The organism is Couchioplanes caeruleus (assembly GCF_023499255.1).
Classification (GTDB): Bacteria; Actinomycetota; Actinomycetes; order Mycobacteriales; family Micromonosporaceae; genus Actinoplanes; species Actinoplanes caeruleus_A.
On the sequence record NZ_CP092183.1, the window covers coordinates 6,577,457 to 6,602,673 of the forward strand.

Below are 25,217 nucleotides of genomic sequence, written 5' to 3' on the forward strand. Positions count from 1 at the left end.
GCCGCGTCAGAGCTCGGACCAGAAGCGCATGTAGAACAGGCCGACCTCGCCGAGGCCATCGGGCAGCCCCAGCGCGCCGGCGATCCAGCCCACCAGCGTGAAGAAATACACGTTGATGCGCGACTGCCAGAGCAGCACGAACAGCAGGATGAACCCGTACGGCGCGAAGAGGTTGTACGCGCGCTTGTACGGCGCGCTCAACCACGGGTGCACAATGTTGCCGCCGTCCAGCCCGGGCACCGGCAGCAGGTTCAGCAGACTGGCCGTCACCTGCAGGAAGGCGAGCGCCGCGAGGGCCGCCCAGAACGCGCCGTGCGAGCCGCCGACGACGATCTCGCCGCTGCCGTCGCGGTACAGGTCGATGTCGCGGCCGGCGCCGAACGCGAACGGGGCCGCGAGCAGCAGCGCGAACACCACGTTGGTCGCCGGGCCGGCGGCGCTGATCAGCGACTCCTTGGCCTTGCTGCGGACGTACGCGTGGTCCACCCAGACCGCGCCGCCGGGCAGGCCGATGCCGCCGAGCACGACGGCGACCAGCGGCAGCACGATCGACAGCACCGGGTGCGTGTACTTCAGCGGGTTGAGGCGCAGGTAGCCGCGGTCGGCCACGCCCCGGTCGCCGGAGAAGTACGCGACCAGCGCGTGGGCGTACTCGTGCAGGCACAGCGAGAGCACCCAGCCGGAGGTGACCAGCAGGAACACGTCGACGCGGACGTTGCCGTACCCGGTCCAGGTCATCCACGCGCTGACCGCGACCAGCGCGAGGATGCCCACGAAGACCGGGCTGGGCAGGAAGGCGCTGCGCGGGGTGCCGCGGCTGAGCTGGAAGCTGCTCACTCGGCCGGCAGCAGACTCATCTTGTAGTCGACCCGGTCGTCCTCGACCAGGCTGACCTGGGTGATCCCGGCGGCGGCCAGCTCGCGCCAGGCCTGCCCGATCCACGACTCGGCGTCGGCCTGGCTGCTGAACGTCTCGGCCGGGCCGGCCACGGGCTGCCCGTCGACGCCCTCGTACCGCCAACTCCACGGCATGCGGTCGTCCTCCTCGATGTGGCGGATGCTTGCGTCCCACCCTACGGTGTACCCGCCGCCGCGCCCGCCCGGGCGCGCGCACGCGGGAACCGGGCGGACGGGAAGGGTCGGGCCGCATGATCGCCGGCGACGGATCTAAGGTACGGGGCATGTCTGCTGACGGGTGGAGTTCGGTCCTGGTGCTCGGCGGGATCCGGTCCGGCAAGTCCGCGTTCGCCGAGGCGCTGGTGGCGTCCGCGCCGTCGGTGCGGTACGTCGCCACGGCCGTGGGCGGCGAGGACGATCCGGAGTGGCGTGGGCGCATCGAGGCGCACCAGCGACGCCGGCCGCAGTCGTGGACCACCGAGGAGACCGGTGCCGACCCGGCGCGGCTGGCCGTGCTGCTGGCCGAGGCGAAGCCCGACGACACGCTGCTCGTCGACGATCTGGGCGGCTGGGTGGCCGGCCTGCTCGACCCGGCGAACCAGCCGAATGACGACGTGGCCACCGTGACCGCGCTGGCCGAGGCCGTACGGTCGTGCGCCGCCCGGGTGGTCGTGGTGAGCCCGGAGGTCGGCCTCTCGCTGGTGCCGGCGACCCCGGTGGGACGCGCGTTCGCCGACGCGCTCGGTACGGCCAACCAGGCCCTGGCCGATGCCTGTGACCGGGTGGCGTTCGTGGTGGCGGGCCGGCCGACGTGGCTGAAGACCGGCGCTGCCGAGCCCGGCATCGTGACCGACGTGCAGGCCGAGGAGGGCACGGCCGAGGTCCCCGCCGCGCCGCACGACGCGATGACGGCCGCGACCCCGCCCGCGAGGGTCGCCGCGGTCGCCGCCGCCGCACCGGCCCGGCCGCTCAGCTTCGACCGGGCGGAGTCGTCCGGCCCGACCGCCCCGGTCGCGAGCGACACGGTCATCGAGGCCGGGATGGATCTCCCGCTGCCCGACGGCGACGCCGGCCCGGACGCCCGGGACCGCCTCGAGCGCGTCGACCTGCCCGGCGCGGGGATCGGCGTGCTGATCGAGGCGGTCGAGTTCGCCGCCGGCACCCAGGCCACCGCCACCCCGCGGCCGTGGGGCCGGGTACGCGTCCTGCTGCTCGACGGCCGGCACGACGGCGGCGCGGCGGCGGGCGCCGACCCGCGGGACTCGGACCGGCGCGCCGCCGAGGCGGAGGCCGGTGAGGGCGCGCTGGCCCGGCTGGCCGCGACCGCCGACGCCGACATCGCCGTGGTCCGGGTGCCCGCCTCCGGCGCGATGGAGGACGGGCCGGTGCTGGACGCGGCCACCGTCGACGCGGCCCTGCGGCAGGGCTGGGAGCTCGCCTTCGCTGCCGCGGACGACGGGCGCGACGCCCTGATCATCGGCGCGTGCGGCACCGGTACGGACGCGGCCGCCACCGCCGTGGTCGCCGCGACCACCGGCGCCGAGCCGGTCGCGGTGCTGCCCCGGGTGCTCCTGCCCGGCGGCCGTTACGACGACGAGGCGTGGATGCGGCGCTGCGCCGCCGTCCGCGACGCCATGCACCGCGTCCGGCAGGAGCCGCGGGGTGCCAAGGACGTCCTGGCCCAACTCGGCGGCGCGGACCTGGCCGTGGCCACGGGCGCGGTGCTGGGCGCGGCGGCCCGCCGGATCCCGGTGCTGGTGGACGGCCCGGTGGGCATTGCGGCCGGGCTCGTCGCCCGGGACCTGTCCTCGCAGAGCCGGCACTGGCTGCTGCTCGCCGACGCGGGCCGGCAGGAGCTGGTCCGCCAGGGCGCCGACGTCCTGGGCCTGACCGCGGTCCTCGAGCTCGGCCTGGACCTGGGCGAGGGCGCGAACGCGCTGGCCACCCTGCCGCTGCTGCGGTCGGCGATCGCGCTGGCCGGTCTGCTGCCGGTGCACCCGGCCCTGCTCACGACGCCGGGCGACGGCGGGCTGAGCGACGACGACGCCGAGTTCCTCGAGCCCGAGCCGGACGGCCCCGGCCCGGCCAGTGTGTGACGGTCTCCGCCTGGCACTGACCACGCTGACGGTCCTGCCGGTCCGCGCCGGACGGATCGACCGGCAGGTGGCGGCCCGCGCGATGAGCCTCGCCCCGGTGGTGGGGGCGCTGCTCGGCCTCATCCTGGCCGGGGTGCACGCGGCCCTGCCCGCCGGGCTGCTCGGCGCGACGGTGACGGTCGCCGTGGGGGTGCTGCTGACCCGGGGACTGCACCTCGACGGGCTCGCCGACACGGTGGACGCGCTGGGGTCGTACCGGTCCGGGGACGCGGCGCTGGAGATCATGAAGAAGCCGGACATCGGCCCGTTCGGGGTGGCCGCGATCGCGCTCACGCTGCTGATCCAGGCCGCCGCGCTGACCGAGGTGGGTCCGTGGGCGATCGTCGCCGCGTGGGTGACGGGACGGCTGGGCATCGTGCTGGCCTGCCGCCGCGGCGTGCCGGCCGCGCGGCCCGAGGGGCTCGGCGCGCTGGTCGCCGCCACCGTGCCCACTCCCCTGGCGGCGACGATCACGGTCGTCGTCGCGGCCGGCGCGGTGTGGGCGGTGCCGGACCGGCTCTGGGCCGGCCCGGCCGTCGTCGCCGCGGTGGTCGTCGTCGTGCTCCTGCTGCTGCGTCACGCCGTACGGCGCTTCGGCGGCATCACCGGTGACGTGCTGGGCGCCGTCACGGAGGTCGCCACGACGCTGACCCTTCTCGGGCTCGCGCTGGCGTAGCGCCTCAGCGCACCGAGGTCTGCACGAACGGCGGCTTCACGATCCGCGCCGCGATCCGCCGGCCCCGGATGTCGATCTCGACCTCGTCGCCCTCGGCGAGCCCGGCCGCCGTGTCGAGCAGCGCCAGCGCGATGCCGACCTTCTTCGTGGGCGAGAACGTGCCGCTGGTCGTCTCGCCGACGAGCGTGCTGCCGGCGTACACCTGCATGTGTCCCCGCGGGATGCCGCGGCCGGTCAGCTCCAGGCCGCGCAGCGACCGCCGGGGGCCCTGCTCCTTCTCGGCCAGCAGCGCGTCGCGGCCCCAGAACGCCGGCTTGGACCAGCCGACCGCCCAGCCGGAACGCGCCTGCACCGGGGTGATCTCGAGCGACAGCTCCTGGCCGTGCAGCGGGTAGCCCATCTCCGTGCGCAGCGTGTCCCGTGCACCCAGCCCGCACGGACGCACGCCCGCTGCCACCAGCGCGTCCCACACCCGCGTCGCGTCGTCCCACGGCACGACCAGCTCGTAGCCGACCTCGCCGGTGTACCCGGTGCGGCACACGATCAGCTCGACGCCGTCGACGCGGCCCGTGGAGAACGACATGTACTCGTGCTCGACCGGCAGACCCAGCGCCTTGACGGTGTCCGGCGACTGCGGGCCCTGCACCGCGAGGACGGCGTGGCCGCGGTGCTCGTCGCGTACCTCGATGCCGGCGGGCGCGGCCGCACTCAGCCGGCGCACGACCTCGGCGGTGTTCGCGGCGTTCGGGATGAGGAAGACCTCGTCCGGCCCGATCAGGTACGCGATCAGGTCGTCGACCACCCCGCCCGTGGCGTCGTCGCAGCACAGCGTGTACTGCGCCCGGCCCGGCCGGATGCGGCCCAGGTCGTTGGTGAGGCAGGCGTTGACGAACTCCGCCGCGCCCGGGCCGGACACCCGCGCCTTGCCCAGGTGGGACACGTCGAAGACGCCGACGGCCTCGCGTACGGCGGCGTGTTCGCGCAGCACACCGCCGCCCGCGTACTCCAGCGGCATCTCCCAGCCGCCGAACGCGGCGAACTTGGCGCCCAGAGCGCTGTGGCGCTCGTGCAGGGGCGAACGGAGCAGGGGCGTGGCGTCGGTGGACATGAGTGGCAACTTACCCGTGACCTTGCATGTGGTTAGCATCGGCGGGACACCGCCGTCCGGGCGACCCGCACCGGACGGACCATCCGCCGGAGCCGCCCACGAGGGAGCTCCGGCCCCAGTCGCCCGCGGAGAGCCCGAGTGACCCACCCCGCCCCCACCTTGAGCCTGGTCGACAGCGACCCCGCCGAACTGGCCGTCGATGCGCTGGTCATCGGCCTGCACAGCCAGCCCGACGAGGCCGGTGCGCTGCTGCCGGCGGCCGGCGCGGAGAGCATCGCCGCCGCGTTCGACGGCCGGCTCACCGCGACCCTGGCGCTGCTGGGCGCGACCGGCGCCCCCGGCGAGGTGACCAAGCTGGCCACGCTGGGCACGATCGCCGCGCCGCTGATCGTCGCGGTCGGGCTCGGCGACGAGCCGTCCGGTTCGGCGCCCGCCCCGGAGACGCTGCGGCGTGGCACGGGCGCGGCCGTCCGGGCCCTCGCGGGCAGCGGCACGGTGGCGCTGGCCCTGCCGGTGCCCGACGACGCCGACGCCCCCGGCGTGCTGCGCGCGATCCTCGAGGGCGCGCTGCTGGGGTCGTACCGCTTCGCCGGCTACAAGACGAAGCCGCAGCCGGGCCGCCGCGACCCGGTCACCGCCCTGCAGGTGGTCGTGGCGGACGCGGCCGACGCCGCCGCCGGCACCGAGGTCACCCGCGCCGAGGCGGTCTCCCGGGCCGTGCGCCTGACCCGCGACTGGGTCAACACCGCCCCCAACGACCTGCGGCCCCCGGCGTTCGCCGACGCGGTCGTGGCGGCGGCCGAGGGCACCGGCCTGGAGGTCGAGGTGCTCGACTTCGAGGCGCTGAAGGCGGGCGGCTACGGCGGCATCGTCGCGGTCGGCCAGGGCTCCGAGGCGCCGCCGCGGCTGGTCAAGCTCAGCTACACCCCCGAGGGCGTGGCGAACCCGAAGCGGGTCGCGCTGGTCGGCAAGGGCATCACGTTCGACACCGGCGGCATCAGCATCAAGCCCACCGCCGGCATGTGGGAGATGAAGTCCGACATGGCCGGCGCGGCCGCCGTCGGCGCCACGATGCTGGCCGTCGCCGCGCTCAAGCCGGCCGTCGCGGTGACCGGCTACCTCGCGATGGCGGAGAACATGCCGTCGGGCACCGCGTACCGGCCGGGCGACGTCATCACGATGTTCAACGGCAAGCGCGTCGAGGTGCTCAACACCGACGCGGAGGGCCGCATGGTGCTGGGCGACGCCATCGCCCGGGCCTGCGCGGACGGCACCGACTACGTCTTCGAGACCTCCACGCTGACCGGCGGGCAGGTCATCGCGCTCGGCAAGCGGATCGCGGGCGTCATGGGCGACCCCGAGACGTGCGAGCGGGTCAAGGTCGCCGGCGAGTCGGTCGGTGAGCCCGCCTGGCCGATGCCGCTGCCGGACGACGTGCGCAAGGGCATGGAGTCGGAGATCGCCGACATCAGCCAGGTCAACGCGAGCATGGACCGCGCCGGCCACATGCTGCAGGGCGGCGTGTTCCTGCGCGAGTTCGTCGAAGAGGGCGTGCCGTGGGCGCACATCGACATCGCCGGGCCGTCGTACCACTCCGGCGAGGCGACCGGCTACTGGACGAAGGGCGGCACGGGCGTCCCGGTCCGCACGTTCCTCGCGCTCATCGACGACGTCGCGGCCAACGGATAACCCACTTCACACGTACGGGCGCAGCAGGCGCGCGTGGCACACGCCGCGCCTGCTGCCGTCCCGGCCTGATCACGCCGCCGCCGGGCTTGACCGGTGGCGGGGCCGCTCAGGCGGGGCGGCGCTTCTGGCGGGCGTTGTAGTCGCGCATCCGTTGCGGGTAGCCCATCAGCCGGATGTCGTAGATCGGCATCGCCAGCTGGTGGGCGAAGCGCCGGGCGGCCTCCGGCGACTCGATGCGCCGCCGGGTCCACTCGCCGTCGTGGGCGATCAGCAGGATCGTGGTCTCGGTCACCGTGGTCCGCGGTTCGATGAACGCCTCGACGCCCCGCCGGGAACGGACGAACTCGGCAAGGTACTCCAGATCCGCGCGATCCGCAGGTCGTCCGCTCGTGCGCGAGGGCTCCCTGCGCCTCCGGAACCAGGCCACCGACCCTCCTCGGGACTCAACTGCCGCAAGGGTACGTGTTGGGCACGTGTCATTGGGCACCTGACTGCGTCCGGCGGTTCGTCAAGTGACAAGATGACCTGGAGAGCTGTGACCGTTTCCACCATGTGACCCATGCGGCAACGGCAGATCACCGACGGCAAGATGATCAAACGGCAACGCGATCGGGAGTAGACGTGAGCCAGCCTGGCGGAACCTTCGACATCGTGATCCTCGGCGCCGGCAGCGGTGGCTACGCGGCCGCCCTGCGCGCGGCGGAGCTCGACCTCTCGGTGGCGCTGATCGACAAGGCCGAGCTGGGCGGCACCTGCCTGCACCGCGGCTGCATCCCCACCAAGGCGCTGCTGCACGCCGCGGAGCTGGCCGACCAGACCCGCGAGAGCGAGCAGTTCGGCATCAAGGCGGACCTCGTCGGCATCGACATGGCCGGGGTCAACGCCTACAAGGACGGCGTCGTGGGGCGCCTCTACAAGGGGCTGCAGGGCCTGCTCAAGCAGGACAAGATCACCGTGGTGCAGGGCACGGGCAAGCTCGTCTCCGCCGACACCGTCGAGGTCGACGGGCAGCGCTACACCGGCCGCAACGTCATCCTGGCCACCGGTTCGTACTCGCGGTCGCTGCCCGGCCTGGAGGTCGACGGCAAGCGCGTGCTGACCAGCGAGCACGCCCTGAAGCTCGACCGCGTGCCCAGCTCCGCGATCGTGCTCGGCGGCGGCGTGATCGGCGTCGAGTTCGCCAGCGTGTGGAAGTCCTTCGGCGCGGACGTGACGATCCTGGAGGCGCTGCCCCGGCTCGTCGCCGCCGAGGACGAGGACGTCTCGAAGGCGGTCGAGCGGGCGTTCCGCAAGCGGAAGATCAACTTCAAGGTCGGCAAGCCGTTCGAGAAGGTCGAGCACACCGAGAACGGCGTGCGGGCCACGATCGCCGGCGGCGAGACCGTCGAGGCCGAGATCCTGCTGGTCGCCGTCGGCCGCGGCCCGACGACCCAGGGCCTGGGCTACGAGGAGCAGGGCATCACGCTGGACCGCGGCTTCGTGATCACCAACGAGCGGCTGCACACCGGTGTCGGCAACATCTACGCGGTCGGCGACATCGTGCCCGGCCTGCAGCTCGCGCACCGCGGCTTCCAGCAGGGCATCTTCGTCGCCGAGGAGATCGCGGGGCTGCACCCGGCCGTCATCGACGAGGCCGGCATCCCGCGGGTCACCTACTCCGACCCCGAGGTCGCCTCGGTCGGGCTCACCGAGGCCAAGGCCAAGGAGCAGTACGGCGCGGACAAGGTCTCGACGTACAACTACAACCTGGGCGGCAACGGCAAGAGCCAGATCCTCAAGACTCAGGGCTTCGTCAAGCTGGTCCGGGTCGAGGACGGTCCGGTGGTCGGCGTGCACATGGTCGGCGCCCGGATGGGCGAGCTCGTCGGCGAGGCGCAGCTGATCTACAACTGGGAGGCCTTCCCCGCGGAGGTGGCCCAGCTGGTGCACGCGCACCCGACGCAGAACGAGGCGCTCGGCGAGGCCTTCCTGGCCCTCGCCGGCAAGCCCCTGCACGCACACGCCTGATTCCCGATCGACGACAACCCACAGGCCCGATCACAGCGGTTAAGGAGTTCTGAGACATGCCGGTATCGGTCACCATGCCGCGGCTGGGTGAGAGTGTCACCGAGGGCACCGTCACTCGCTGGCTCAAGCAGGAGGGCGAGCGGGTCGAGGCGGACGAGCCGCTGCTCGAGGTCTCCACCGACAAGGTCGACACCGAGATCCCGTCGCCGGCCGCCGGTGTGCTCTCGCGCATCGTCGTCGGCGAGGACGAGACCGCCGACGTCGGCAGCGAGCTCGCGGTGATCGCCGGCGACGGCGAGGAGGCGGAGTCGTCCGCCCCCGCCCCGGCCGCCCAGCAGGAGGCCCCCGCGCAGGAGGCCCCCGCGCAGCAGCCGCAGGCCGCCGAGCAGCAGCCCGACCCGGAGCCCGCCGCGCCGACCACCCCCTCGACCGAGAAGCCGATCGAGGAGGAGGCGCCGGCGCCGCAGACCGCCGCGCCGGCCGGTGGCGGCGACGGCACGGCCGTGAAGATGCCCGCCCTCGGCGAGAGCGTCACCGAGGGCACGGTCACCCGCTGGCTCAAGCAGGTCGGCGAGACGGTCGAGATGGACGAGCCGCTGCTCGAGGTCTCCACCGACAAGGTCGACACCGAGATCCCGTCGCCCGTGGCCGGCACCGTGCTGGAGATCAAGGTCCCCGAGGACGAGACCGCGGACGTCGGCGCCGACCTGGCGATCATCGGCACCCCGGGCAGCGCTCCGGCGGCCGCGCCGGCCCCGCAGCAGAGCCCCGCGCCCGAGCAGGAGACCGCGCAGCAGCAGGCCCCGCAGCAGCAGGCCCCGGCGCCGCAGCAGCAGTCACCGTCGGTCGAGCCCGGCTCGTCGTACGCGGAGCCGGCCCCCGAGGCGGAGGTCGCCAAGGACCCGGTGGCCGCCGAACGCGCCGCCGAGCCCGCCGCTCCGGCCCAGCCCGCCGCCCCCGCCGCCGAGACGGTCCGCGGCAACGGCGCCGGCGACGCCGGGTACGTGACGCCGCTGGTGCGCAAGCTCGCCGCCGAGAAGGGCGTCGACCTGGCGTCGATCACCGGCACCGGCGTCGGCGGCCGCATCCGCAAGCAGGACGTCATCGAGGCCGCCGACAAGGCCGCAGCCGCGGCGAAGGCCCCGGCCGCCGCCCCGCAGTCCGCCCCCGCCTCGGCACCCACGCCGAAGCCGGCCGCGAGCCCGCTGCGTGGCCGCACCGAGAAGCTGACCCGCATCCGCGCGACGATCGCCCGGCGCATGGTCGAGTCGCTGCAGATCTCGGCGCAGCTCACCACGGTCGTCGAGGTGGACGTCACGAAGATCGCCCAGCTGCGCAACCGCGCGAAGGCCGACTTCCTGGCCCAGAACGGCGTCAAGCTGTCGTTCCTGCCGTTCTTCGCGCTGGCCGCCGTCGAGGCGCTGCGCCAGCACCCGGTCGTGAACTCCTCGATCGACCAGGAGGCCGGCACGGTCACGTACCACGACGGTGAGCACCTGGGCATCGCGGTCGACACCCCGAAGGGCCTGGTCGTCCCGGTGATCAAGGAGGCCGGCGACCTGAACCTCGCGGGCCTGGCCAAGCGGATCGCCGACGTCGCGGACCGCACCCGCAACAACAAGATCAGTCCGGACGAGCTGTCCGGCGGCACCTTCACGCTGACCAACACCGGCAGCCGCGGGGCGCTGTTCGACACGCCGATCATCAACCAGCCGCAGGTCGGCATCCTCGGCACCGGCGCGGTGGTCAAGCGGGCCGTGGTCGTCGACGAGCCGAACCTGGGTGAGCTGATCGTGCCGCGGTCGATGGTCTACCTGGCGCTCAGCTACGACCACCGGATCGTGGACGGCGCGGACGCCGCCCGCTTCCTGGTCACCATCAAGGAGCGGCTGGAGGCCGGCCAGTTCGAGGGCGACCTCGGCCTGCACGGCTAAGCGAAAGATCACAAAGAAGGGGCGCTCCGGCGCCCCTTCTTCTGTTTTGAACGGGTTCACCGTCGGGAATGATGGTGACCATGCGGATCCTCATGGCCGGCGCGTCGGGCTTCCTGGGCACCTCCCTCGCCGAGCGGCTACGCCGGTCCGGGCACGAGATCACCCTGCTGGTGCGCCGCCCCGCCGAGAACCCCGGCGAGGCCTCGTGGAAGCCGTCCGCGGGCCAGCTGGACCCGGCCCTGGTCGCCGCCGCCGACGTGGTGATCAACCTGGCCGGCGCCGGCGTCGGCGACAAGCGCTGGACCGCCCGCTACAAGAGCCTGATCCGCAGCAGCCGGGTGGACACCACCGGCACCATCGCCAGCACGATCAGCAAGCTGCCGGCCGCCGACCGGCCCCGGGCCCTGCTGCAGTCCTCCGCCGTCGGCTGGTACGGCGACACCGGCGACCGCGAGGTCACCGAGGAGGCGCCGGCGGGCACCGGGTTCCTGGCCGACGTGTGCCGGGTCTGGGAGGCCGCCGCCCGTCCCGCCGAGGACGCCGGCACGCGGGTCGCGCTGCTGCGCACCGGGTTGCCGCTGGACGCGCGCGGCGGGCTGCTGAAGCCGCAGATGCCGCTGTTCCGCGCGGGCGCCGGGGCGAAGCTGGGCGGCGGCAAGCAGTGGGTGCCGTGGATCGCGTTCGCCGACTGGCTCTCCGCCGTCGAGTTCGTGCTCGGCCGCGACGACCTGGCCGGCCCGGTCAACCTCGTCGGCCCCGAGCCGGCCACCAACGCCGAGTTCACCCGTACGCTCGGCAAGGTCCTGAACCGCCCGGCCCTGCTGCAGGTCCCCGGCCTGGCGTTGCAGGTGGCCCTCGGCGAGTTCGCCCACGAGGCGCTGCGCAGCCAGCGGGTGCTGCCCGGCGTCCTGCAGCGGGAGGGCTTCACCTTCGCCTACCCGGATCTGGAGTCGGCGCTGCGGGTGGCCGTCGATGCCGAGCGGCCGGCGGTCGCCTGAAACCGGCGTTTCCTTGCTAACCTCCGGCTGGTGTCCGTCGTCGCCGCAGCCCCGTCCGAGTCCGCAGAGCCGCCGGCGTCACCGGAGGGCCACGGCTCCGGTTCCCGGCGCCCGCATCTGATCGTCGCCCTCGTCGCGCTGGCCCTCGCCACGTACGTGACCAGCGGCCTGTGGCGCGACCCGGCCGGCCGCGGCCTCACCGAGAACATGGGCGACCAGGCGTTCTTCGAGTGGCTCCTCGGCTACGGCGTCTACACGCTCGGGCACGGCGCCGACCCGTTCTACACGTGGATGATGAACGCGCCGCTCGGGGTCAACCTGGCCGCGAACACCTCCGTGACGGTCTACACGACACTGTTCTCCCCGCTCACGTTCTTCGCCGGCCCGCAGGTCAGCTTCGTCACCATCCTGACGCTGAACCTCGCCGCCTCCGCGTTCACCTGGTATCTGTTCCTGCGCCGCTGGCTGATCCGGCTCCCGGTGGCGGCGGCGCTCGGCGGGCTGGTCATCGGGTTCGCGCCCGGCTTCATCTCACACGCCAACGGGCATCTCAATTGGACGGCCGGCTGGGTCGCGCCCGTGGTGCTGTGGCGCGTGCTGCTGCTGCGCGAGCGCGGCCGGTGGCTGCTCAACGGCGTGATCCTCGGCGTGCTGCTCGCCGTCGGCTTCTCCATCGCCGCCGAGGGCCTGTTCTTCACCGCTCTCGCCGCGGGCGTCTTCGTGCTGGTCTGGTCCGTGGCACCCGCCACGCGCGCGGAGGCCCGGGCCGCCGCGCCGACCGTGCTGGCCGCGCTGGGCGTGGCCGCGGTGCAGGCGGGGCTGCTGCTGGCGTACCCGCTCTACATGCACTTCGCCGGCCGGCGCACGTTCACCGGCACCGGGTTCAACCAGGCGCACTACGCCGAGGACTTCGGGGCCTACTTCGAGTACCCGACCCGGTCGGTGGCGGGATGGCTGGGGCTGGGCAGCGACCTGGCCCCCAACCCGACCGAGGAGACGTCGTTCTTCGGCGTACCCCTCATGATCCTGGCCGTTGTGGGCCTGGTGCTGCTGTGGCGGGCCGCGGCACCGGGCCGGCGCGCGACGCTGGCCGCCATCTCCGCGGTCGGCGTGGTGTTCCTGCTGCTCTCGTGGGGCCCGCAGCTGAAGTTCTTCAAATCCCAGACGAGCATCAACCTCCCGTACGAGGCCCTGCGGCACCTCCCGCTGTTCGACTCCGCGCTGCCGGCCCGGTACGCGCTCGTGGTCGCCGCGGTGATCGGCATCGTCGTGGCGCTGCTCGCCGACCGCCTGCTGACCGAGCCGCTCCCATCGGTACGGGCCCACGCCACCTGGGCGGCCGCGTTCGCGCTGGCGCTGGTGCCGCTGGTCCCGCTGCCCGTGCTGACCCGGCCGCGCGCCCCGGAGCCGGCGTTCATCGCGGACGGCATCTGGCGCGACTACGTCAGCGACAACGGCGTGCTGACCGCGTTGCCGGTCGCCACCACGGACACCCCGGACGGGCAGCGCTGGCAGGCGTACACGATGGCCCGGGCCGGCAAGCAGTTCCGCATCCCCGGCGGTTACTTCCTCGGGCCGGGCGGGCCGGACGGCACCGGCCGGATCGGGGCGGAGTCCCGGGCCACCGACTGGCTGTTCTTCCGGGCCGCCTACTACGGCACGGTGGTCCCGCTCGACGACTTCGACCGGGACCAGGCGCGGCGCGACTTCGCCTTCTGGGGCGTCGAGGCGGTCTTCCTGCCCGACGAGATCACCGGCGCGCACACCGACCTGTTCCGCTCCGCGGTGGAACTCACGGCGACGGATCTGCTCGGCACACCGGAACGGGTGGGTGGCGTGCTGCTGTGGCGCATCCGCCCCGGCATCGACCCGGCCGGGCGCGGCACGGGAGATTAACGCGCCCGGCTGAACGTCTGCTTAAAGATCGACGTCCGGCTCCGCCCCGGCCGGTGCAACTGTCGGGACGCTGCTAACTTCGGCGCGTGGCCGTAGCAACAACCGCCCCCGCCGTCGCCGCCGAACCGCCGGCGGTGCCCGAAGTGCGGGCGGCCCGCAGTCGCTGGTCGCTCAACTGGCTCTGGGACGTGGGCGTCGCGTTGCTCTGCCTGGCGACGGCGTACTGGGTCACCTCGGGCCTGTGGGAGAACCCGTACCGGCGCTCGCTCAGCTTCAACGAGGGCGACCACGCGTTCTTCGAATGGCTGCTCGGCTACGGCGTGCAGATCCTGCGCAACGGGGCGAACCCGTTCCACACCGATCTGCTCAACGCGCCGGTGGGCGTGAACCTCGCGGCGAACACGTCCATCACCGTGCTGGCCGTCCTCTTCGCGCCGCTGACCATGCTGGCCGGGGCCCAGATCTCGTACGTGACGATCCTCACGCTGAACCTGGCCGTGTCGGCGTACGGCTGGTATTTCCTGCTGCACGCCCACGCCGTCCGGCACCGGTCGGCGGCCGCGATCGGCGGCCTCTTCTGCGGGTTCGCGCCCGGCTGGATCGCACACGCCAACGGCCATCTCAACTGGACGGCCGGCTGGCTGGCGCCGGCGATCCTCTGGTGGGTGCTCAAGCTGCGCGCGTCCCGCCGCTGGCTGCGCGACGGCATCGTGCTGGGCGTGCTCATGGCTGCCGGTTTCACCATCGCCGCCGAGATGCTGTTCTCCATCGCCCTCGCCACGGCCATCTTCGTCATCGCGTGGAGCGCCGGGCGGGCCACCTGGCCACAGGCCCGCGCCGCAGCCCCGACCACCCTCGCCGCGCTGGGCGTCAGCGCGCTGGTGGCCGGCGCGCTGCTGGCGTACCCGCTCTACATGCACTTCGCCGGGCCCGGCTCGTTCTCCGGCACGGGCTTCGACCAGCGCAGGTTCGTCGAGGACGCGGCCGGCTACCTCGTCTATCCGCTCCAGTCGCTGGCCGGCCTGGCGGGCATCGAACGCGGCGACCTCGCCTCCAACCAGACCGAGGCGGCATCGTTCTTCGGGGCGCCGCTGCTGATCCTGATCGTCGTGGGCACCGCACTGCTCTGGTGGAGCGGCGACCGCAGGCGCCGGGCGCTGATGCGCGCGCTGACGATCGTCGGCCTGCTCTTCACCGTGCTGTCGCTGGGCCCCCGCTTCAACTGGTTCAACAAGGAGTACGACTTCCCGCTCCCGTACGCGGCGCTCGCCCACCTGCCCATCTTCGACTCGGCCCTGCCCGCCCGGATGGCCCTCGTGGTCGCCTGCGTGATCGGCACGACCCTCGCGCTGCTGGCCGATCGGGTGCTGACTCCACGCCTGCGCCTCCGCTGGCGCGTCACGTGGGCGGTGGCGTTCGCCGCGGCCCTCGTACCGATCTTCCCCAGACCGCTGCTCACCAGCGAGCGCTCCCCCGAGCCACGGTTCATCGCCGACGGCAGCTGGGAGCGGTACGTGCCGGAGGGCGGGGTGATGAGCGCCCTCCCGTACGCGGCCAGCTCCACCCCCGACGCGCAGCGCTGGCAGGCGTACACGATGGCCCGCGGCGGCCCCCAGTTCGGCATGCCGGACGGCTACTTCCTCGGCCCGGGCGGCCCCGACGGCACGGGCCGGGTGGGAGCGCCGGAACGCCGCACCGACATGATGTGGCGCCACATCGCGGTCACCGGCTACGCGTACGACATCGACAACTACGACCGCGCCAAGGTCCGCGGCGACCTGGCGTACTGGAAGATCGACGCGCTGTTCATCCCGGACCGGATCAGCGGCAAGGACGGCATTTTGTTCCGGGCGGCGCTGGTGCACACGATGGAAGAGCTCTTCGGGCCGGGCGAACGGGTGGAGGACGTGCTGGTGTGGCGCGTACGCCCGGGCATCGACCCGATGCCGGTACCGGACGACGGCCCGGACGGCCCCCGCCGCCCGACCGACTAACCCCGCGTTGCCGCGACCTCCTCGCCCCGCCCGTCCGGCGCCTTCCTTGCCCACCGCCCGGGCCTCGCCGACCACGGCTGTCTTTGCCGCCGCCGAGCCCTGCCAGCCGCGCCCTGCTCGCCGCCGCCGGGCCCCGCCAGCCGCGCCCTGCTCGCCGCCGCCGGACCCCGCCGACCGCGCTTTCCTTACCGCCACCGGACCCCGCCGACCGCGCTTTCCTTGCCGCCGCCGGGCCCCGGCGACCGTGGGCCCCGCCGGTGCCGAGCGCCCCTCACCCTCGGTGCGCCACGGACTAGGCTGGGCTCGTGACGACTTCCACGCTGCAGGTCCTGCGCCCGGGTCTGGTCGACTACCGCGAGGCCTGGGACGAGCAGCGCCGCCTGCACGAGGCCGTGGTGGCCGGCGAGCGGCCCGACACGATCCTGCTGCTCGAGCACCCCAGCGTCTTCACCGCCGGCAAGCGCACCGAGCCGATGGACCGCCCGATGGACGGCACCCCGGTCGTCGACGTCGACCGCGGCGGCAAGATCACCTGGCACGGCCCGGGACAGCTCGTCGGGTACCCGATCGTCAAGCTCACCGACCCGGTCGACGTCGTCGCGTACGTCCGCCGCATCGAGCAGATGCTGATCGAGGTCTGCGCCGAGTTCGGCGTCACCGTGGACCGCGTCGAGGGTCGCAGCGGCGCCTGGGTCCGCGCCGACGAGCGTGGCCCGGACCGCAAGGTCGCCGCGATCGGCATCCGCGTGGCCCGCGGCGTCACCCAGCACGGCTTCGCGATCAACTGCGACTGCGACCTGTCGAACTTCGACCGTTTCGTCCCCTGCGGCATCCGCGACGCCGGCGTCACCTCGCTGAGCGCGGAGCTGGGCCGCCCGGTCACGGTCGCGGATGTCATGCCGGTGGTCGAACGACACCTCGCGACGCTGCTGTGAAGCTGTACAACGATCCCCGCGACAAGCGCGTCTTCGTCCCCAACAAGGCCGGCGGCGTCTCGCTGAACTTCGGCCACCCGATCGCCTGGTGGATCCTCATCCTGATGACGGTCCTCCCGCTGATCATCGTCGTCGGCGTGACGATCGCCGTCGTCCTCTGACACCCGCCAAACCGCCACCCGCCGGACAGCCGCCCCGGCCGCACCGCCGCCGGCCGGGCGCCCCCTGACCGGACACCCCCGACCGTCGTGCCCAGCCCCCCGCGGCCCCGGCCGCCCTACTCCGGGGCCGCGCCGCAGCTACGGCATGACCCGGTGCAGGTCCCTCGGGAAAGCCGTCACCTCCCGCACGTTCGCCGCCCCCGTCAGCCGCGCCACGAACCGTTCCAGGCCGATCGCGAACCCCCCGTGCGGCGGCATCCCGTACCGGAACCCGTCCAGGTACCCGCCCAGCGCCGCCGGGTCGGGCACGACCTGGACATAGTCCTCGTACCGGTGCAGCCGCTGCCCGCCCGTCACCAGCTCCAACCCCCGGAACAGCAGGTCGAAGCTGTTGCTCCACCGCGGGTCGGACGGCTGCGGATGGGTGTAGAACGGCCGCTTGGCCATCGGGTACCCGGTGACGAACACGAACTCGGACCCGTGCTCCCGCAGCGCCCACTCCCCCAGCGCCCGCTCGTGCGCCGGCGCCAGGTCCGGCTCGTCGGCGGGCGCCCCGGCGATCCGCAGCGCCTCGGCGAAGTGCACCGCCGGGATCTCCGCCGGGACCGCGGGCACCGGAACCCCGGTCCGCTCGGCGACGGCCGCCGTCATGCCGGCCACCACCTCGGTGAGCACGGCCATCACGTCGCGGTGGTCGCCGATGAACCCCAGCTCCGCGTCGAGCGACGTGTACTGGGCGAGGTGCCGGGCGGTGTCGTGCGGCTCGGCGCGGAACACCGGGCCGACCTCGTACACCCGCTCGAAGACGCCGACCATCATCTGCTTGTAGAACTGCGGCGACTGCGCAAGGTAGGCCGGCCGCCCGAAGTAGTCCAGCTCGAAGACGTTCGCGCCGGACTCGGTCGCCGTACCCACGATCTTCGGGGTGTGGATCTCCACGAACCGCCGCCGTTCCAACGCGTCGCGGAACCCGGCGGTCGCGGCCGCTGCGACCCGCAACGCCGTCGCCCGCGACGGATGCCGCAGGGCCAGGGCGGCATGGTCCAGCTGCGTCGCCATGGTCGCGCTCAGCGTCGGCCGATGCACTTCGAAAGGCAACGGTACGGCCACAGCACCACTGATCCGCCGTACGGTGGGGGCAACGAGCTCAACCCCGGCCGGAGCCGCAGCGTTCGCGACGACCGTGGCGGTGACCTCGACGACGGTCTCCTCCGGCAACTCCTCGACCTGCGCCCGTACGCCCGGCTCGGCGACGACGACCTGGCTGAGCCCGGCGGCGTCCCGGACGATCAGGAAAGCGACCGACTTCAGCAGCCGCCGCCGATGCACCCACCCGGCGATCGTGACGGTCTGCTTCTCGTGGGCGGCCAACTCGGTGGAGAGGATGCGTTGCATGGCGGGAACCTCCTCTGGTGTGTGCAACGCGGCCCCAGGGAGGTGTGGGCGAGCGGGAAACCTCGCGGTGCCACCACACCTTCGCCCCCGCCGGACCCCGGCCCGCCCCCGTACGCCCCAGCCCGACCGGCCGCCGCTCGCGGCCGACCTCGGGCCGGCACCCCGGCTGGGACCCCTCCGCTGCCGCGACCGCCTCCGCACGGAACCCGGCCGGTCCACCGCCGCTCGCGGCCGGTACCGGGCCCGGGTCCCGGCCGGACCGTCCGCTGCGTGCGGCTGAGTCCGGGCCTGGGCCCGACGGAGGCGTCCGTGCGCGACGGGCGCCTCTTGTACAACGCGGCTCGGGAGTGTCTTCGCGCCCCGGCACCGGGCCACCTTCACAGCTGCCGGTGGCTCTCTCGGCCGGCGGGATCGGGGCGTTACTCGGTTCCGTCACTGCCGTGGCCGGGACGTTAACAGCGGGCGGGAAGTCGACGCACGCGGTTTTCCGGGCAGGCGTGAGGGCCCTCACAGATTCGCCCACGTGAGCCTCGTCGCCCCTGGCCCGCTTGATCTTGTGTTCGGCGTAATCTCAGGGCTGTGACTATTGCTCCCGAGGGCCGCCGCATGCTGCGCATCGAGGCGCGCAACGCCGAAACTCCCATCGAGCGGAAGCCGCCGTGGATCAAGGTCAAAGCCAAGATGGGCCCGGAATACACGCACATGCGCGGGCTCGTGCAGAAGGAAGGCCTGCACACGGTCTGCCAGGAGGCCGGCTGTCCCAACATCTATGAGTGCTGGGAAGACCGCGAGGCCACCTTCCTGATCGGCGGCGACCAGTGCACCCGCCGCTGCGACTTCTGCCAGATCGACACCGGCAAGCCGGCCGAGTTCGACGCCGACGAGCCCCGCCGCGTCGGCGAGTCGGTCGCCACGATGGGCCTCAAGTACGCCACGGTCACCGGCGTCGCCCGCGACGACCTCCCCGACGGCGGCGCCTGGCTCTACGCGGAGACGGTCCGCCAGATCCACAAGCTGCAGCCAGGCTGCGGTGTCGAGCTCCTCATCCCGGACTTCAACGCCGACCCCCAGCAACTCGCCGAGGTCTTCGGCGCGGCGCCCGAGGTCCTGGCCCACAACGTCGAGACGGTCCCCCGCATCTTCAAGCGCATCCGCCCCGGCTTCCGCTACGACCGCTCCCTCGACGTCATCACCCAGGCCCGAGCCGCCGGCCTCGTCACCAAGTCCAACCTGATTCTCGGCATGGGCGAAGAACGCTCGGAAGTCTCCCAAGCCCTCCGCGACCTCCACGCCGCGGGCTGCGAGCTCATCACCATCACCCAGTACCTGCGCCCCACCCCCCGCCACCACCCGGTCGACCGCTGGGTGAAGCCGGAAGAATTCGTCGAACTCCGCGAAGAAGCCGAGCAGATCGGCTTCGCCGGCGTGATGTCGGGCCCCCTGGTCCGCTCCTCATACCGAGCCGGCCGCCTCTACCAGCAGGCCCTCGCCGCCCGCGGCTGAACATCCCGCGCGACAACCAGCCCACAACCGGCCGCCGTCGCCCGCACCCGCGAAGCACCCCGCCGCAGCCGGCGCCGCCACCCACCCCGCGGGTAGGCGGCCCGGCAAGCGACCCGGTCCCCGACGGTCCGGCGAGCGACCCGCGTCACGTCGCCCGGCCAGCGACCCGCATCGCGGACAGTCCGACGTGCGATCCCCGTCGCGACGGCCCGGCCAGCGACCCACGTCGCGGCGGCCCGGCCAGCCATCCCCGTCACGGCGGCCCGGCCAGCGACCCACGTCGCGGCGGCCCGGCCAGCGATCTCCGTCGCGACGGGTTCGACCGGCGACCCGCGTCACGGCGACCCGGTGAGCGATCCACGCCGCGACGGCCCGGTGAGCGATCCATGCCGCGACGGCCCGGTGAGCGATCCATGCCGCGACGGCCCGGTGAGCGATCCATGCGTAGGGGCCCGTAGGCCTCCCAATCGCAGGCGGCGCGGTGAGCGACCTACATCGCAGGCGGCCCGGTGAGCGACCCACATCGCAGGCGGCGGGGAAGCGACGGGCGTCACAAGCCGCTCGGTGCGCTACCGCCGTCGTGGTCCACCCGACGAGCGATCGCCGTCGGATGCAAGCGCGACGACCGCTACCGCGAGCAGCGACCGATGACCGTCACGGCGGCAGGTGCACCCGCCTGCGACAGCGGTGAGCCCGCACGGCACCGGCCCGCTGACCCCAACCGCGGCGGCGTCGGATGGCAGCTGCGATACGGCCGGCGCCCGCGACGGGGAGCGCCGCCGTCAGCCGCGGAACCCGCCGCCGACAGCCGGGGCAAAGGCCTGAACCTGGCCCGGGCAGCGCTACCCGCACCCAGCCCGGCAGGCGGCGAAAACGGCACCTCCCGGGTCGGCAGGCAGCGACAGCGACCTCCCAGGCAGGCAGGCGGCGAACAGCAACCTCGCACGCCCGCAAGCGGCGGACCATGACGTCGCACGCCCTGGGGCCCCGGCCGGCAGCTGGCAGCCCACCGGCGCGACGCTGAATAGCCCGCTGCTAACAGGCCAGCGACCAATATCCCGACGCCCAACAGCCCAGCGGCCAACAGCCCAGAAGCCAACAGCCCGCCGCCCACAGCCCAGCACCGGCAGCCCGGCTGCCTTGCGGGTGGGTGCGTCGACCGGCCCCGACGCCGAGTGGCCGGCTTGAGCGACGGCCGATCGGGGGGCCGGCTTGAGCGGCGGCCGATCGGAGGCGGCCCGCTTGAACGACGGCCGATCGGAGGCGGCCCGCTTGAACGACGGCCGATCGGAGGCGGCCCGCTTGAACGACGGCCGGTCGGAGGGGGCCGGCTTCTGCCCGGCCGCGGACTTCGGCGTGCTCAGTTCAGCAGGCCCAGCCGATGGGCGACGGCCGCTGCCTCTCCCCGGCTTGTCACGGCCAGCTTCGCGATGATTCGGGAGACGTGCACGCTTGCCGTCTTCGGGGAGATGTACAGCTGCTCCGCGATCCGGCTGTTGCTGTGACCCTCCGCGACCAGCCGCAGCACCTCGCGTTCCCGGTCGGTCAGGTTGTCCGTGCCGGTGGGAGCCGGATGGGTCGCCGAGCGCAGGCCGAGGCGGCGCGCCAGCGTGTCTGCCTGGGTGACGAGGGGTGTGGCGCCCAGGGCTGCCGCTGTTGCGGTTGCCTCCTCGATTGCTTCCGCGGCGGCCGTACGGTTGCCCGCAGCCGCTTCCGCCGTGGCGAGGCTCAGCGCGGCGACGGCGAGGGGGTAGCGCTGACCGTCGGTGTGCCAGGCCGCCAGTGCCTCGCGCCAGGGTTCGGGGCTGTTGCCGAGGGTGGCGCGTACCTGGGCGGCGTACGCACGGTCGACGGGGTGGCGCTGGGGCATGATCACGGCGATGCGGGCGACGCCTTCTCGGACGTCGGGTGCCTCGACCGCGGCGGCCGCGGCCAGGAGGGGCCAGCGGTAACGGGCGCGGTCCGGTTCGGTGGGTTCCGCGATGGCGAGGCGGGCCGCGACCGTCGCAGCCGCCTCGTCGCCGGAGCACTGGGCTTCGCGGATGCGCAGCTCCAGCAGGGAGAGCCGGTGCTCGCGGTGCAGGTACGGCCGCCCGAGGTACGCCACCGCCCGTTGCACCAGCGGCTGCGCCCCCTCGTGGCCGCGGGCCAGGCGCAGGTGGGCGCGGAGGCGGAGCCAGGGCAGGGCCAGCGTGCCGGGCGGGTCCAGCCGGGCCGCCTCCTCGAGCCGGGCGTCCGCCTCGTCCCAGCGGCCCAGCGCCATCAGCGCCTCGGCGTGGTTGGCCAGCAGGAATACTCCGGTGGTGCGGCTGACCCCGACGCGGTCCGCGTACGGGACGCCTTCGGCGGCGGCGGCCGCGGATTCCTCGTAGCGCCCGAGCTCGAACAGGGAGTCCGACACGTTGACGAGCGCGCGGGCCAGGTTGGGCAGGTCGCCGGTCTCCCGGGCGCGGGCGGCGGCCTGCAGCATCGACGGCAGCGCCTCCTCCGCGGAGATGCGGCCACCGCACACCCGGCCGTACGTGATGGTCGCGGACACCTCGGTGGCGACGTCGCCGGTCTCGGCCGCGGCCGCCATCACCTCGGCGGCGACCTGGGCGGCGAGGTCGTCGTCGACGCCGCCGAACTGGTAGGCGACGTCGGCCATCAGCATGGTGCGTTCCCGGGACGGCGGGGCGGCCAGCAGCAGCCGGTACGCCTCCCGGGACTCGGCCGCGCCGTCGCTCGTGCCGGCGGTGTAGAGCAGCTTCGCGCGGCGTACCAGGAGGCGGGCGGCCCGCAGCGGCTCGGCCTCCGGGTCGAGGTCGGCCAGCGCGGCCTTCGTCAGCTTGAGCGCCCGCTGGTGGTCACCGGCCGCGATGGCCGCCAGCGCACTCTCCTCGAGCAGGTCGATGTAGCCGGCACCGAGCAGCTCGGAGGCGTCGTCGACGACCTCCCACAGCTCGAGGACCCGCTGCAGCAGGCTGGACTGTTCCGCGTACGCGTACCGTTCGGCGGCGGCGCTCGCCGCGAGCCGAGCCGCGGTGAGGGCCCGCGGGTAGTCGTGCGCGGCATGCCAGTGGTGGGCGATCTCCGCGGGTGCGCGTCCCATGGCGACGAGGTGCGGCTCGGCCTCCACCGCCTGCGCGTACCGCGCGTGCAGCCGGGCGTGCTCCCCGGGCAGCAGGTCATCGTGCACGGCCTCCCGGACGAGCGCGTGCCGGAACTCGTACCCGCCGTCGGCGTCGACCACGATGAGCTGGGCCGCGACGACGACGCGCAGCGCCGACTCCAGCTCCGCCTCGTCGATGCCCGCGACCCGGCTGAGCAGGTCGTGCCCGAAGGTGGTGCCGCCGACCGCCGCCACCCGCAGCACCCGCTGCGCCTGCTCCGGCAGCATGTCGACCCGGGTCAGCAACAGGTCGCGCAGGCTGTGCGGGATGTCGCAGCACTGCGGGTCGCCGGCCGCCGCGAACTGCTCGATGAAGAAGGGGTTTCCCTGTGCCCGCTCGTGGATGGTGTCGACCACGGCCGGCTCCGGCTCGGCGCCGAGCAGGTGGGTGAGCATCTCCGCGGTGCCGTCCCGCTCCAGCCGGTCGAGCTCGGTGCGCTGCACGCCTCGTACGCGATCCAGCTCGGCGAGGAACGGTCGCAGCGGATGGCCGCGGTGCAGCTCGTCGGTGCGGTACGTGGCCAGCAGGAGCACGTGCGGCAGCCGGGCGGAGCGCACCAGAAAGCCGATCAGGTCCCGGGTGGAACGGTCGGCCCAGTGCAGGTCCTCCAGCACGAGCACGAGCGGCTGCCGCTCCGACACCCGCGCGAACAGCGCCGCGACCAGCTCGAACAGATAGCCCCGCCGGGTCTCCGCGGTGGCCTCGGCGGGCCCCAGCTCGGGCAGCAGGCGGGCGAAGTCGTGCTCGCGCCCCTCCAGGACGGACGTGCCGTCGGCGTGGACGAGCTCTCGCAGGGCCGCCGCGAAGGGCGCGAAGGGCAGGCCTTCCTCGCCCAGCTCCAAGCACTGCCCGGTGAGCACGCGCGCGCCGTCGGCAAGCGCCGTACGGCAGAACTCCTCCACCAGCCGCGTCTTGCCGACGCCCGCTTCCCCGCCGACCAGCACGGCCGACGGCTCGGCGCTGCGCGTCCGCTTGAGCGCGTCGCGCAGCGCGGCGAGATCGGCTTCCCTGCCGACCAGGACGTCGCTGCTGGCGTGCGCGGTCACGCCGTCGAGCATGCCATGCAACGCCGTCCCGGCGCCGGGCCCGAAAGGTGCGATCACCACCAAACCTCCCACTCAATTCGGATACGGCCGAGGGGCCCGCGATCCCCCGTCGGCCCGCGGACCCGGCCTCGGCCGTATCCGGTTGGAGTTGTCAGCCGGTGAAGCTGTCAGGAGGCGGCCGGGGCACGCACCGGGCGAGGCCGGTGGCCCGGGCGGGCCCACCAGCTCTGCCGGTGCCTGCCCGTGGCGGAGGCCTCGCGGGCCATGCGGCTCTCGGTCGCCGTCCGCCGCAGCTCGGCGGCGCGCTGGTGGTGCTGGTCGAGGTGGAATCCGGGGTCCTGGAACGGGAACATCGGGGTCTCCTTGCTGGTCGTTCTCCGATGTCCTCGACTCTTCTCGGGAAGGCCCCGGCGCCGCATGAGGAAGGTGCCGCATTTCCCGGCCGGGCGGCGCCTTACCTTGAGGGTCCTGGCCACGTAAGGCAGTGCGCCGACCCTTACACTTCCGGGTATGGCAAAGCCCCAGGAGAAGGTGTCGTTCGGCGAGCGCCTGAAGCAGATCGGCCAGGTGTTCACGTTCACGGCACGGCAGGACAAGTGGTTCGTGCCGCTGATCGCCGCCGCGGTGCTGATCCCGCTGGCGCTGACCATGCTGGCCGTGCTGCTGGGCTGGGGCTGGGTCTGGGTCCCGATCGGCGTCATGATGGCGCTGCTGGCCTCGCTGATCGTGCTGAACCTGCGCTCGAACGCCGCGATGATGAACGCCGCCGAGGGCCAGCCCGGCGCTGCGGCCTCGATCATGGAGAACATGCGCGGCGACTGGCGCGTACGCCCCGCGGCGAGCTCGACCACGCAGTTCGACATGGTGCACGTGGTGATCGGCCGCCCCGGCGTGATCCTGCTCGGCGAGGGGCAGCCGCAGCGCGTGCGCAACCTCATGGGGCAGGAGAAGCGCCGGCTGTCGAAGGTGATCGGCAACGCCCCGATGTACGACTACGTCATCGGTTCGCAGGAGGGCGAGCTGCCGATCCGCAAGCTGCGCACCACGGTGATGAAGCTGCCCCGCAACCTCACGGGCAAGGACGTCAACGCGCTGGACAAGCGTCTGGGTGCGCTGATGGCCCGCCCGCAGATGCCGAAGGGCGCCATCCCGAAGAACATGCGCCCGGGCGGCAAGGGCATGCGCCAGCAGCGCCCCCGCTGAGCACCGGCAGCCGGCAAGAGAAGCCGAGCACCGGCAGCCCCGCCAAGAGGAGCTCAGCACCGACAGCCGGCCAGGAGAAACTCGGCACCGACGGCCGGCTGAGGAAACTCAGCCCTGACGGACCGCTAGGAGAAATCGTCCTCATCCGACGAGTCGTCGGACGAATCGTCGGACGAGGAGTCGGCGGCGGAGGGCGAGGAATCGAGCAGCTCGCTGAGCACCGCGGCCGCGTCCCGGTTCCCCCGGGCGGCCAGCCGGCGCAGCTCGTCCAGGTCGCCCACCTCGCTCGCGAGCTCCACCAGCTGGTCCGCCGCGTCCGCGCTTCCGGCCTCGGACAGGCGCCGCAGCTCGTTCATGTCGCCGCGCTCACCGGCCAGCTCCACGAGCCGGCCGGTGGCGTCGTTGTCGCCGGCCGCGGCCCGGTCCCGCAGCGCCTGCAGATCGTCATCGCTCATGGTGGAGCAATCTAGCCCTCACACGAAGCTCCGG

20 protein-coding genes are annotated in these 25,217 nt (G+C 73.4%); 12 read left to right on the plus strand and 8 right to left on the minus strand.

Annotated features, from left to right (window positions below; translation table 11 throughout):
- Window positions 1–6: 6 nt before the first annotated feature.
- Together COUCH_RS30365 and COUCH_RS30370 are read right to left on the minus strand one after the other, a co-directional pair.
- Window positions 7–837 carry a site-2 protease family protein gene (locus COUCH_RS30365; protein WP_249608625.1) on the minus strand — a complete coding sequence of 277 codons (831 nt, stop codon included), beginning with the start codon at window positions 835–837 and terminating at the stop codon, window positions 7–9.
- Window positions 834–1,031, minus strand: coding sequence for a hypothetical protein (locus COUCH_RS30370; RefSeq protein WP_249608626.1), 198 nt, complete (start codon window positions 1,029–1,031; stop codon window positions 834–836). The genes COUCH_RS30365 and COUCH_RS30370 overlap by 4 nt, the downstream gene beginning before the upstream one ends.
- A gap of 149 nt (window positions 1,032–1,180) precedes the next feature.
- Between COUCH_RS30370 and COUCH_RS30375 the strand changes: the two genes are divergently transcribed.
- Together COUCH_RS30375 and cobS are read left to right on the plus strand one after the other, a co-directional pair.
- Window positions 1,181–2,992 (plus strand): bifunctional adenosylcobinamide kinase/adenosylcobinamide-phosphate guanylyltransferase, encoded by a 1,812-nt coding sequence (locus COUCH_RS30375; RefSeq protein ID WP_249608627.1) that lies wholly within the window; start codon window positions 1,181–1,183, stop codon window positions 2,990–2,992.
- Window positions 2,985–3,707: an adenosylcobinamide-GDP ribazoletransferase gene (gene cobS / locus COUCH_RS30380; protein WP_249608628.1), complete on the plus strand. Its 723-nt coding sequence runs from the start codon at window positions 2,985–2,987 to the stop codon at window positions 3,705–3,707. The genes COUCH_RS30375 and cobS overlap by 8 nt, the downstream gene beginning before the upstream one ends.
- A gap of 4 nt (window positions 3,708–3,711) precedes the next feature.
- On the opposite strand, the gene gcvT is transcribed toward cobS, so the two are convergent.
- On the minus strand, window positions 3,712–4,815 hold the full coding sequence (gene gcvT / locus COUCH_RS30385) for a glycine cleavage system aminomethyltransferase GcvT (protein ID WP_249608629.1): 1,104 nt from the start codon (window positions 4,813–4,815) through the stop codon (window positions 3,712–3,714).
- A gap of 138 nt (window positions 4,816–4,953) precedes the next feature.
- Here gcvT and COUCH_RS30390 point away from each other — a divergent pair, with 138 nt between their 5' ends.
- Window positions 4,954–6,504 (plus strand): leucyl aminopeptidase, encoded by a 1,551-nt coding sequence (locus tag COUCH_RS30390; RefSeq protein ID WP_249608630.1) that lies wholly within the window; start codon window positions 4,954–4,956, stop codon window positions 6,502–6,504.
- Between the two features lie 106 nt (window positions 6,505–6,610).
- Here the strand turns inward: COUCH_RS30390 and COUCH_RS30395 are convergent, their stop codons facing one another.
- On the minus strand, window positions 6,611–6,931 hold the full coding sequence (locus COUCH_RS30395; protein ID WP_249608631.1) for a hypothetical protein: 321 nt from the start codon (window positions 6,929–6,931) through the stop codon (window positions 6,611–6,613).
- A gap of 194 nt (window positions 6,932–7,125) precedes the next feature.
- Here COUCH_RS30395 and lpdA point away from each other — a divergent pair, with 194 nt between their 5' ends.
- The 7 genes from lpdA (at window position 7,126) to COUCH_RS30430 (ending at window position 16,429) form a co-directional block, all read left to right on the plus strand.
- On the plus strand, window positions 7,126–8,511 hold the full coding sequence (gene lpdA / locus COUCH_RS30400; protein WP_249608632.1) for a dihydrolipoyl dehydrogenase: 1,386 nt from the start codon (window positions 7,126–7,128) through the stop codon (window positions 8,509–8,511).
- A gap of 56 nt (window positions 8,512–8,567) precedes the next feature.
- Complete coding sequence (gene sucB / locus COUCH_RS30405) at window positions 8,568–10,445, plus strand: 2-oxoglutarate dehydrogenase, E2 component, dihydrolipoamide succinyltransferase (RefSeq protein WP_249608633.1); 1,878 nt, start codon at window positions 8,568–8,570, stop codon at window positions 10,443–10,445.
- A gap of 80 nt (window positions 10,446–10,525) precedes the next feature.
- Window positions 10,526–11,443: a TIGR01777 family oxidoreductase gene (locus COUCH_RS30410; RefSeq protein ID WP_249608634.1), complete on the plus strand. Its 918-nt coding sequence runs from the start codon at window positions 10,526–10,528 to the stop codon at window positions 11,441–11,443.
- Between the two features lie 30 nt (window positions 11,444–11,473).
- Window positions 11,474–13,339 (plus strand): DUF2079 domain-containing protein, encoded by a 1,866-nt coding sequence (locus COUCH_RS30415; RefSeq protein WP_430640836.1) that lies wholly within the window; start codon window positions 11,474–11,476, stop codon window positions 13,337–13,339.
- Window positions 13,340–13,425: 86 nt separating this feature from the next.
- Window positions 13,426–15,333 carry a DUF2079 domain-containing protein gene (locus COUCH_RS30420; RefSeq protein WP_249608635.1) on the plus strand — a complete coding sequence of 636 codons (1,908 nt, stop codon included), beginning with the start codon at window positions 13,426–13,428 and terminating at the stop codon, window positions 15,331–15,333.
- Window positions 15,334–15,638: 305 nt separating this feature from the next.
- On the plus strand, window positions 15,639–16,268 hold the full coding sequence (lipB, locus tag COUCH_RS30425; RefSeq protein WP_249608636.1) for a lipoyl(octanoyl) transferase LipB: 630 nt from the start codon (window positions 15,639–15,641) through the stop codon (window positions 16,266–16,268).
- Window positions 16,265–16,429: a peptide ABC transporter substrate-binding protein gene (locus COUCH_RS30430; protein WP_249608637.1), complete on the plus strand. Its 165-nt coding sequence runs from the start codon at window positions 16,265–16,267 to the stop codon at window positions 16,427–16,429. Before lipB ends, COUCH_RS30430 begins: the two co-directional genes overlap by 4 nt.
- 138 nt (window positions 16,430–16,567) lie before the next feature.
- On the opposite strand, the gene aspS is transcribed toward COUCH_RS30430, so the two are convergent.
- Entirely contained in the window at window positions 16,568–17,824 is a 1,257-nt protein-coding gene (gene aspS, locus COUCH_RS30435; RefSeq protein WP_249608638.1) for an aspartate--tRNA(Asn) ligase, read from the minus strand.
- Between the two features lie 606 nt (window positions 17,825–18,430).
- Here aspS and lipA point away from each other — a divergent pair.
- A complete protein-coding gene (gene lipA, locus COUCH_RS30440; RefSeq protein WP_249613856.1) occupies window positions 18,431–19,327 on the plus strand; it encodes a lipoyl synthase in 897 nt (298 codons plus the stop codon).
- A gap of 1,360 nt (window positions 19,328–20,687) precedes the next feature.
- Here the strand turns inward: lipA and COUCH_RS30445 are convergent.
- Both COUCH_RS30445 and COUCH_RS30450 read right to left on the minus strand, forming a co-directional pair.
- Window positions 20,688–23,585 carry an ATP-binding protein gene (locus COUCH_RS30445; protein WP_249608639.1) on the minus strand — a complete coding sequence of 966 codons (2,898 nt, stop codon included), beginning with the start codon at window positions 23,583–23,585 and terminating at the stop codon, window positions 20,688–20,690.
- A gap of 107 nt (window positions 23,586–23,692) precedes the next feature.
- Window positions 23,693–23,878 (minus strand): hypothetical protein, encoded by a 186-nt coding sequence (locus COUCH_RS30450; protein WP_249608640.1) that lies wholly within the window; start codon window positions 23,876–23,878, stop codon window positions 23,693–23,695.
- Between the two features lie 157 nt (window positions 23,879–24,035).
- Between COUCH_RS30450 and COUCH_RS30455 the strand changes: the two genes are divergently transcribed.
- Window positions 24,036–24,728, plus strand: coding sequence for a DUF4191 domain-containing protein (locus COUCH_RS30455; RefSeq protein ID WP_249608641.1), 693 nt, complete (start codon window positions 24,036–24,038; stop codon window positions 24,726–24,728).
- 125 nt (window positions 24,729–24,853) lie between these two features.
- Here COUCH_RS30455 and COUCH_RS30460 read toward each other — a convergent pair whose 3' ends face one another.
- Window positions 24,854–25,183, minus strand: coding sequence for a hypothetical protein (locus COUCH_RS30460; RefSeq protein WP_249608642.1), 330 nt, complete (start codon window positions 25,181–25,183; stop codon window positions 24,854–24,856).
- Window positions 25,184–25,217 lie beyond the last annotated feature (34 nt).

Excerpts from the sequence above, each read along its gene's own strand:
- COUCH_RS30370 (WP_249608626.1), bottom strand. The coding sequence starts at position 1,031 with ATGCCGTGGAGTTGGCGGTACGAGGGCGTCGACGGGCAGCCCGTGGCC.
- COUCH_RS30375 (WP_249608627.1), top strand. The coding sequence starts at position 1,181 with ATGTCTGCTGACGGGTGGAGTTCGGTCCTGGTGCTCGGCGGGATCCGG.
- gcvT (WP_249608629.1), bottom strand. The coding sequence starts at position 4,815 with ATGTCCACCGACGCCACGCCCCTGCTCCGTTCGCCCCTGCACGAGCGC.
- sucB (WP_249608633.1), top strand. The coding sequence starts at position 8,568 with ATGCCGGTATCGGTCACCATGCCGCGGCTGGGTGAGAGTGTCACCGAG.
- COUCH_RS30410 (WP_249608634.1), top strand. The coding sequence starts at position 10,526 with ATGCGGATCCTCATGGCCGGCGCGTCGGGCTTCCTGGGCACCTCCCTC.
- aspS (WP_249608638.1), bottom strand. The coding sequence starts at position 17,824 with ATGCAACGCATCCTCTCCACCGAGTTGGCCGCCCACGAGAAGCAGACC.
- lipA (WP_249613856.1), top strand. The coding sequence starts at position 18,431 with ATGCTGCGCATCGAGGCGCGCAACGCCGAAACTCCCATCGAGCGGAAG.
- COUCH_RS30450 (WP_249608640.1), bottom strand. The coding sequence starts at position 23,878 with ATGTTCCCGTTCCAGGACCCCGGATTCCACCTCGACCAGCACCACCAG.
- COUCH_RS30455 (WP_249608641.1), top strand. The coding sequence starts at position 24,036 with ATGGCAAAGCCCCAGGAGAAGGTGTCGTTCGGCGAGCGCCTGAAGCAG.
- COUCH_RS30460 (WP_249608642.1), bottom strand. The coding sequence starts at position 25,183 with ATGAGCGATGACGATCTGCAGGCGCTGCGGGACCGGGCCGCGGCCGGC.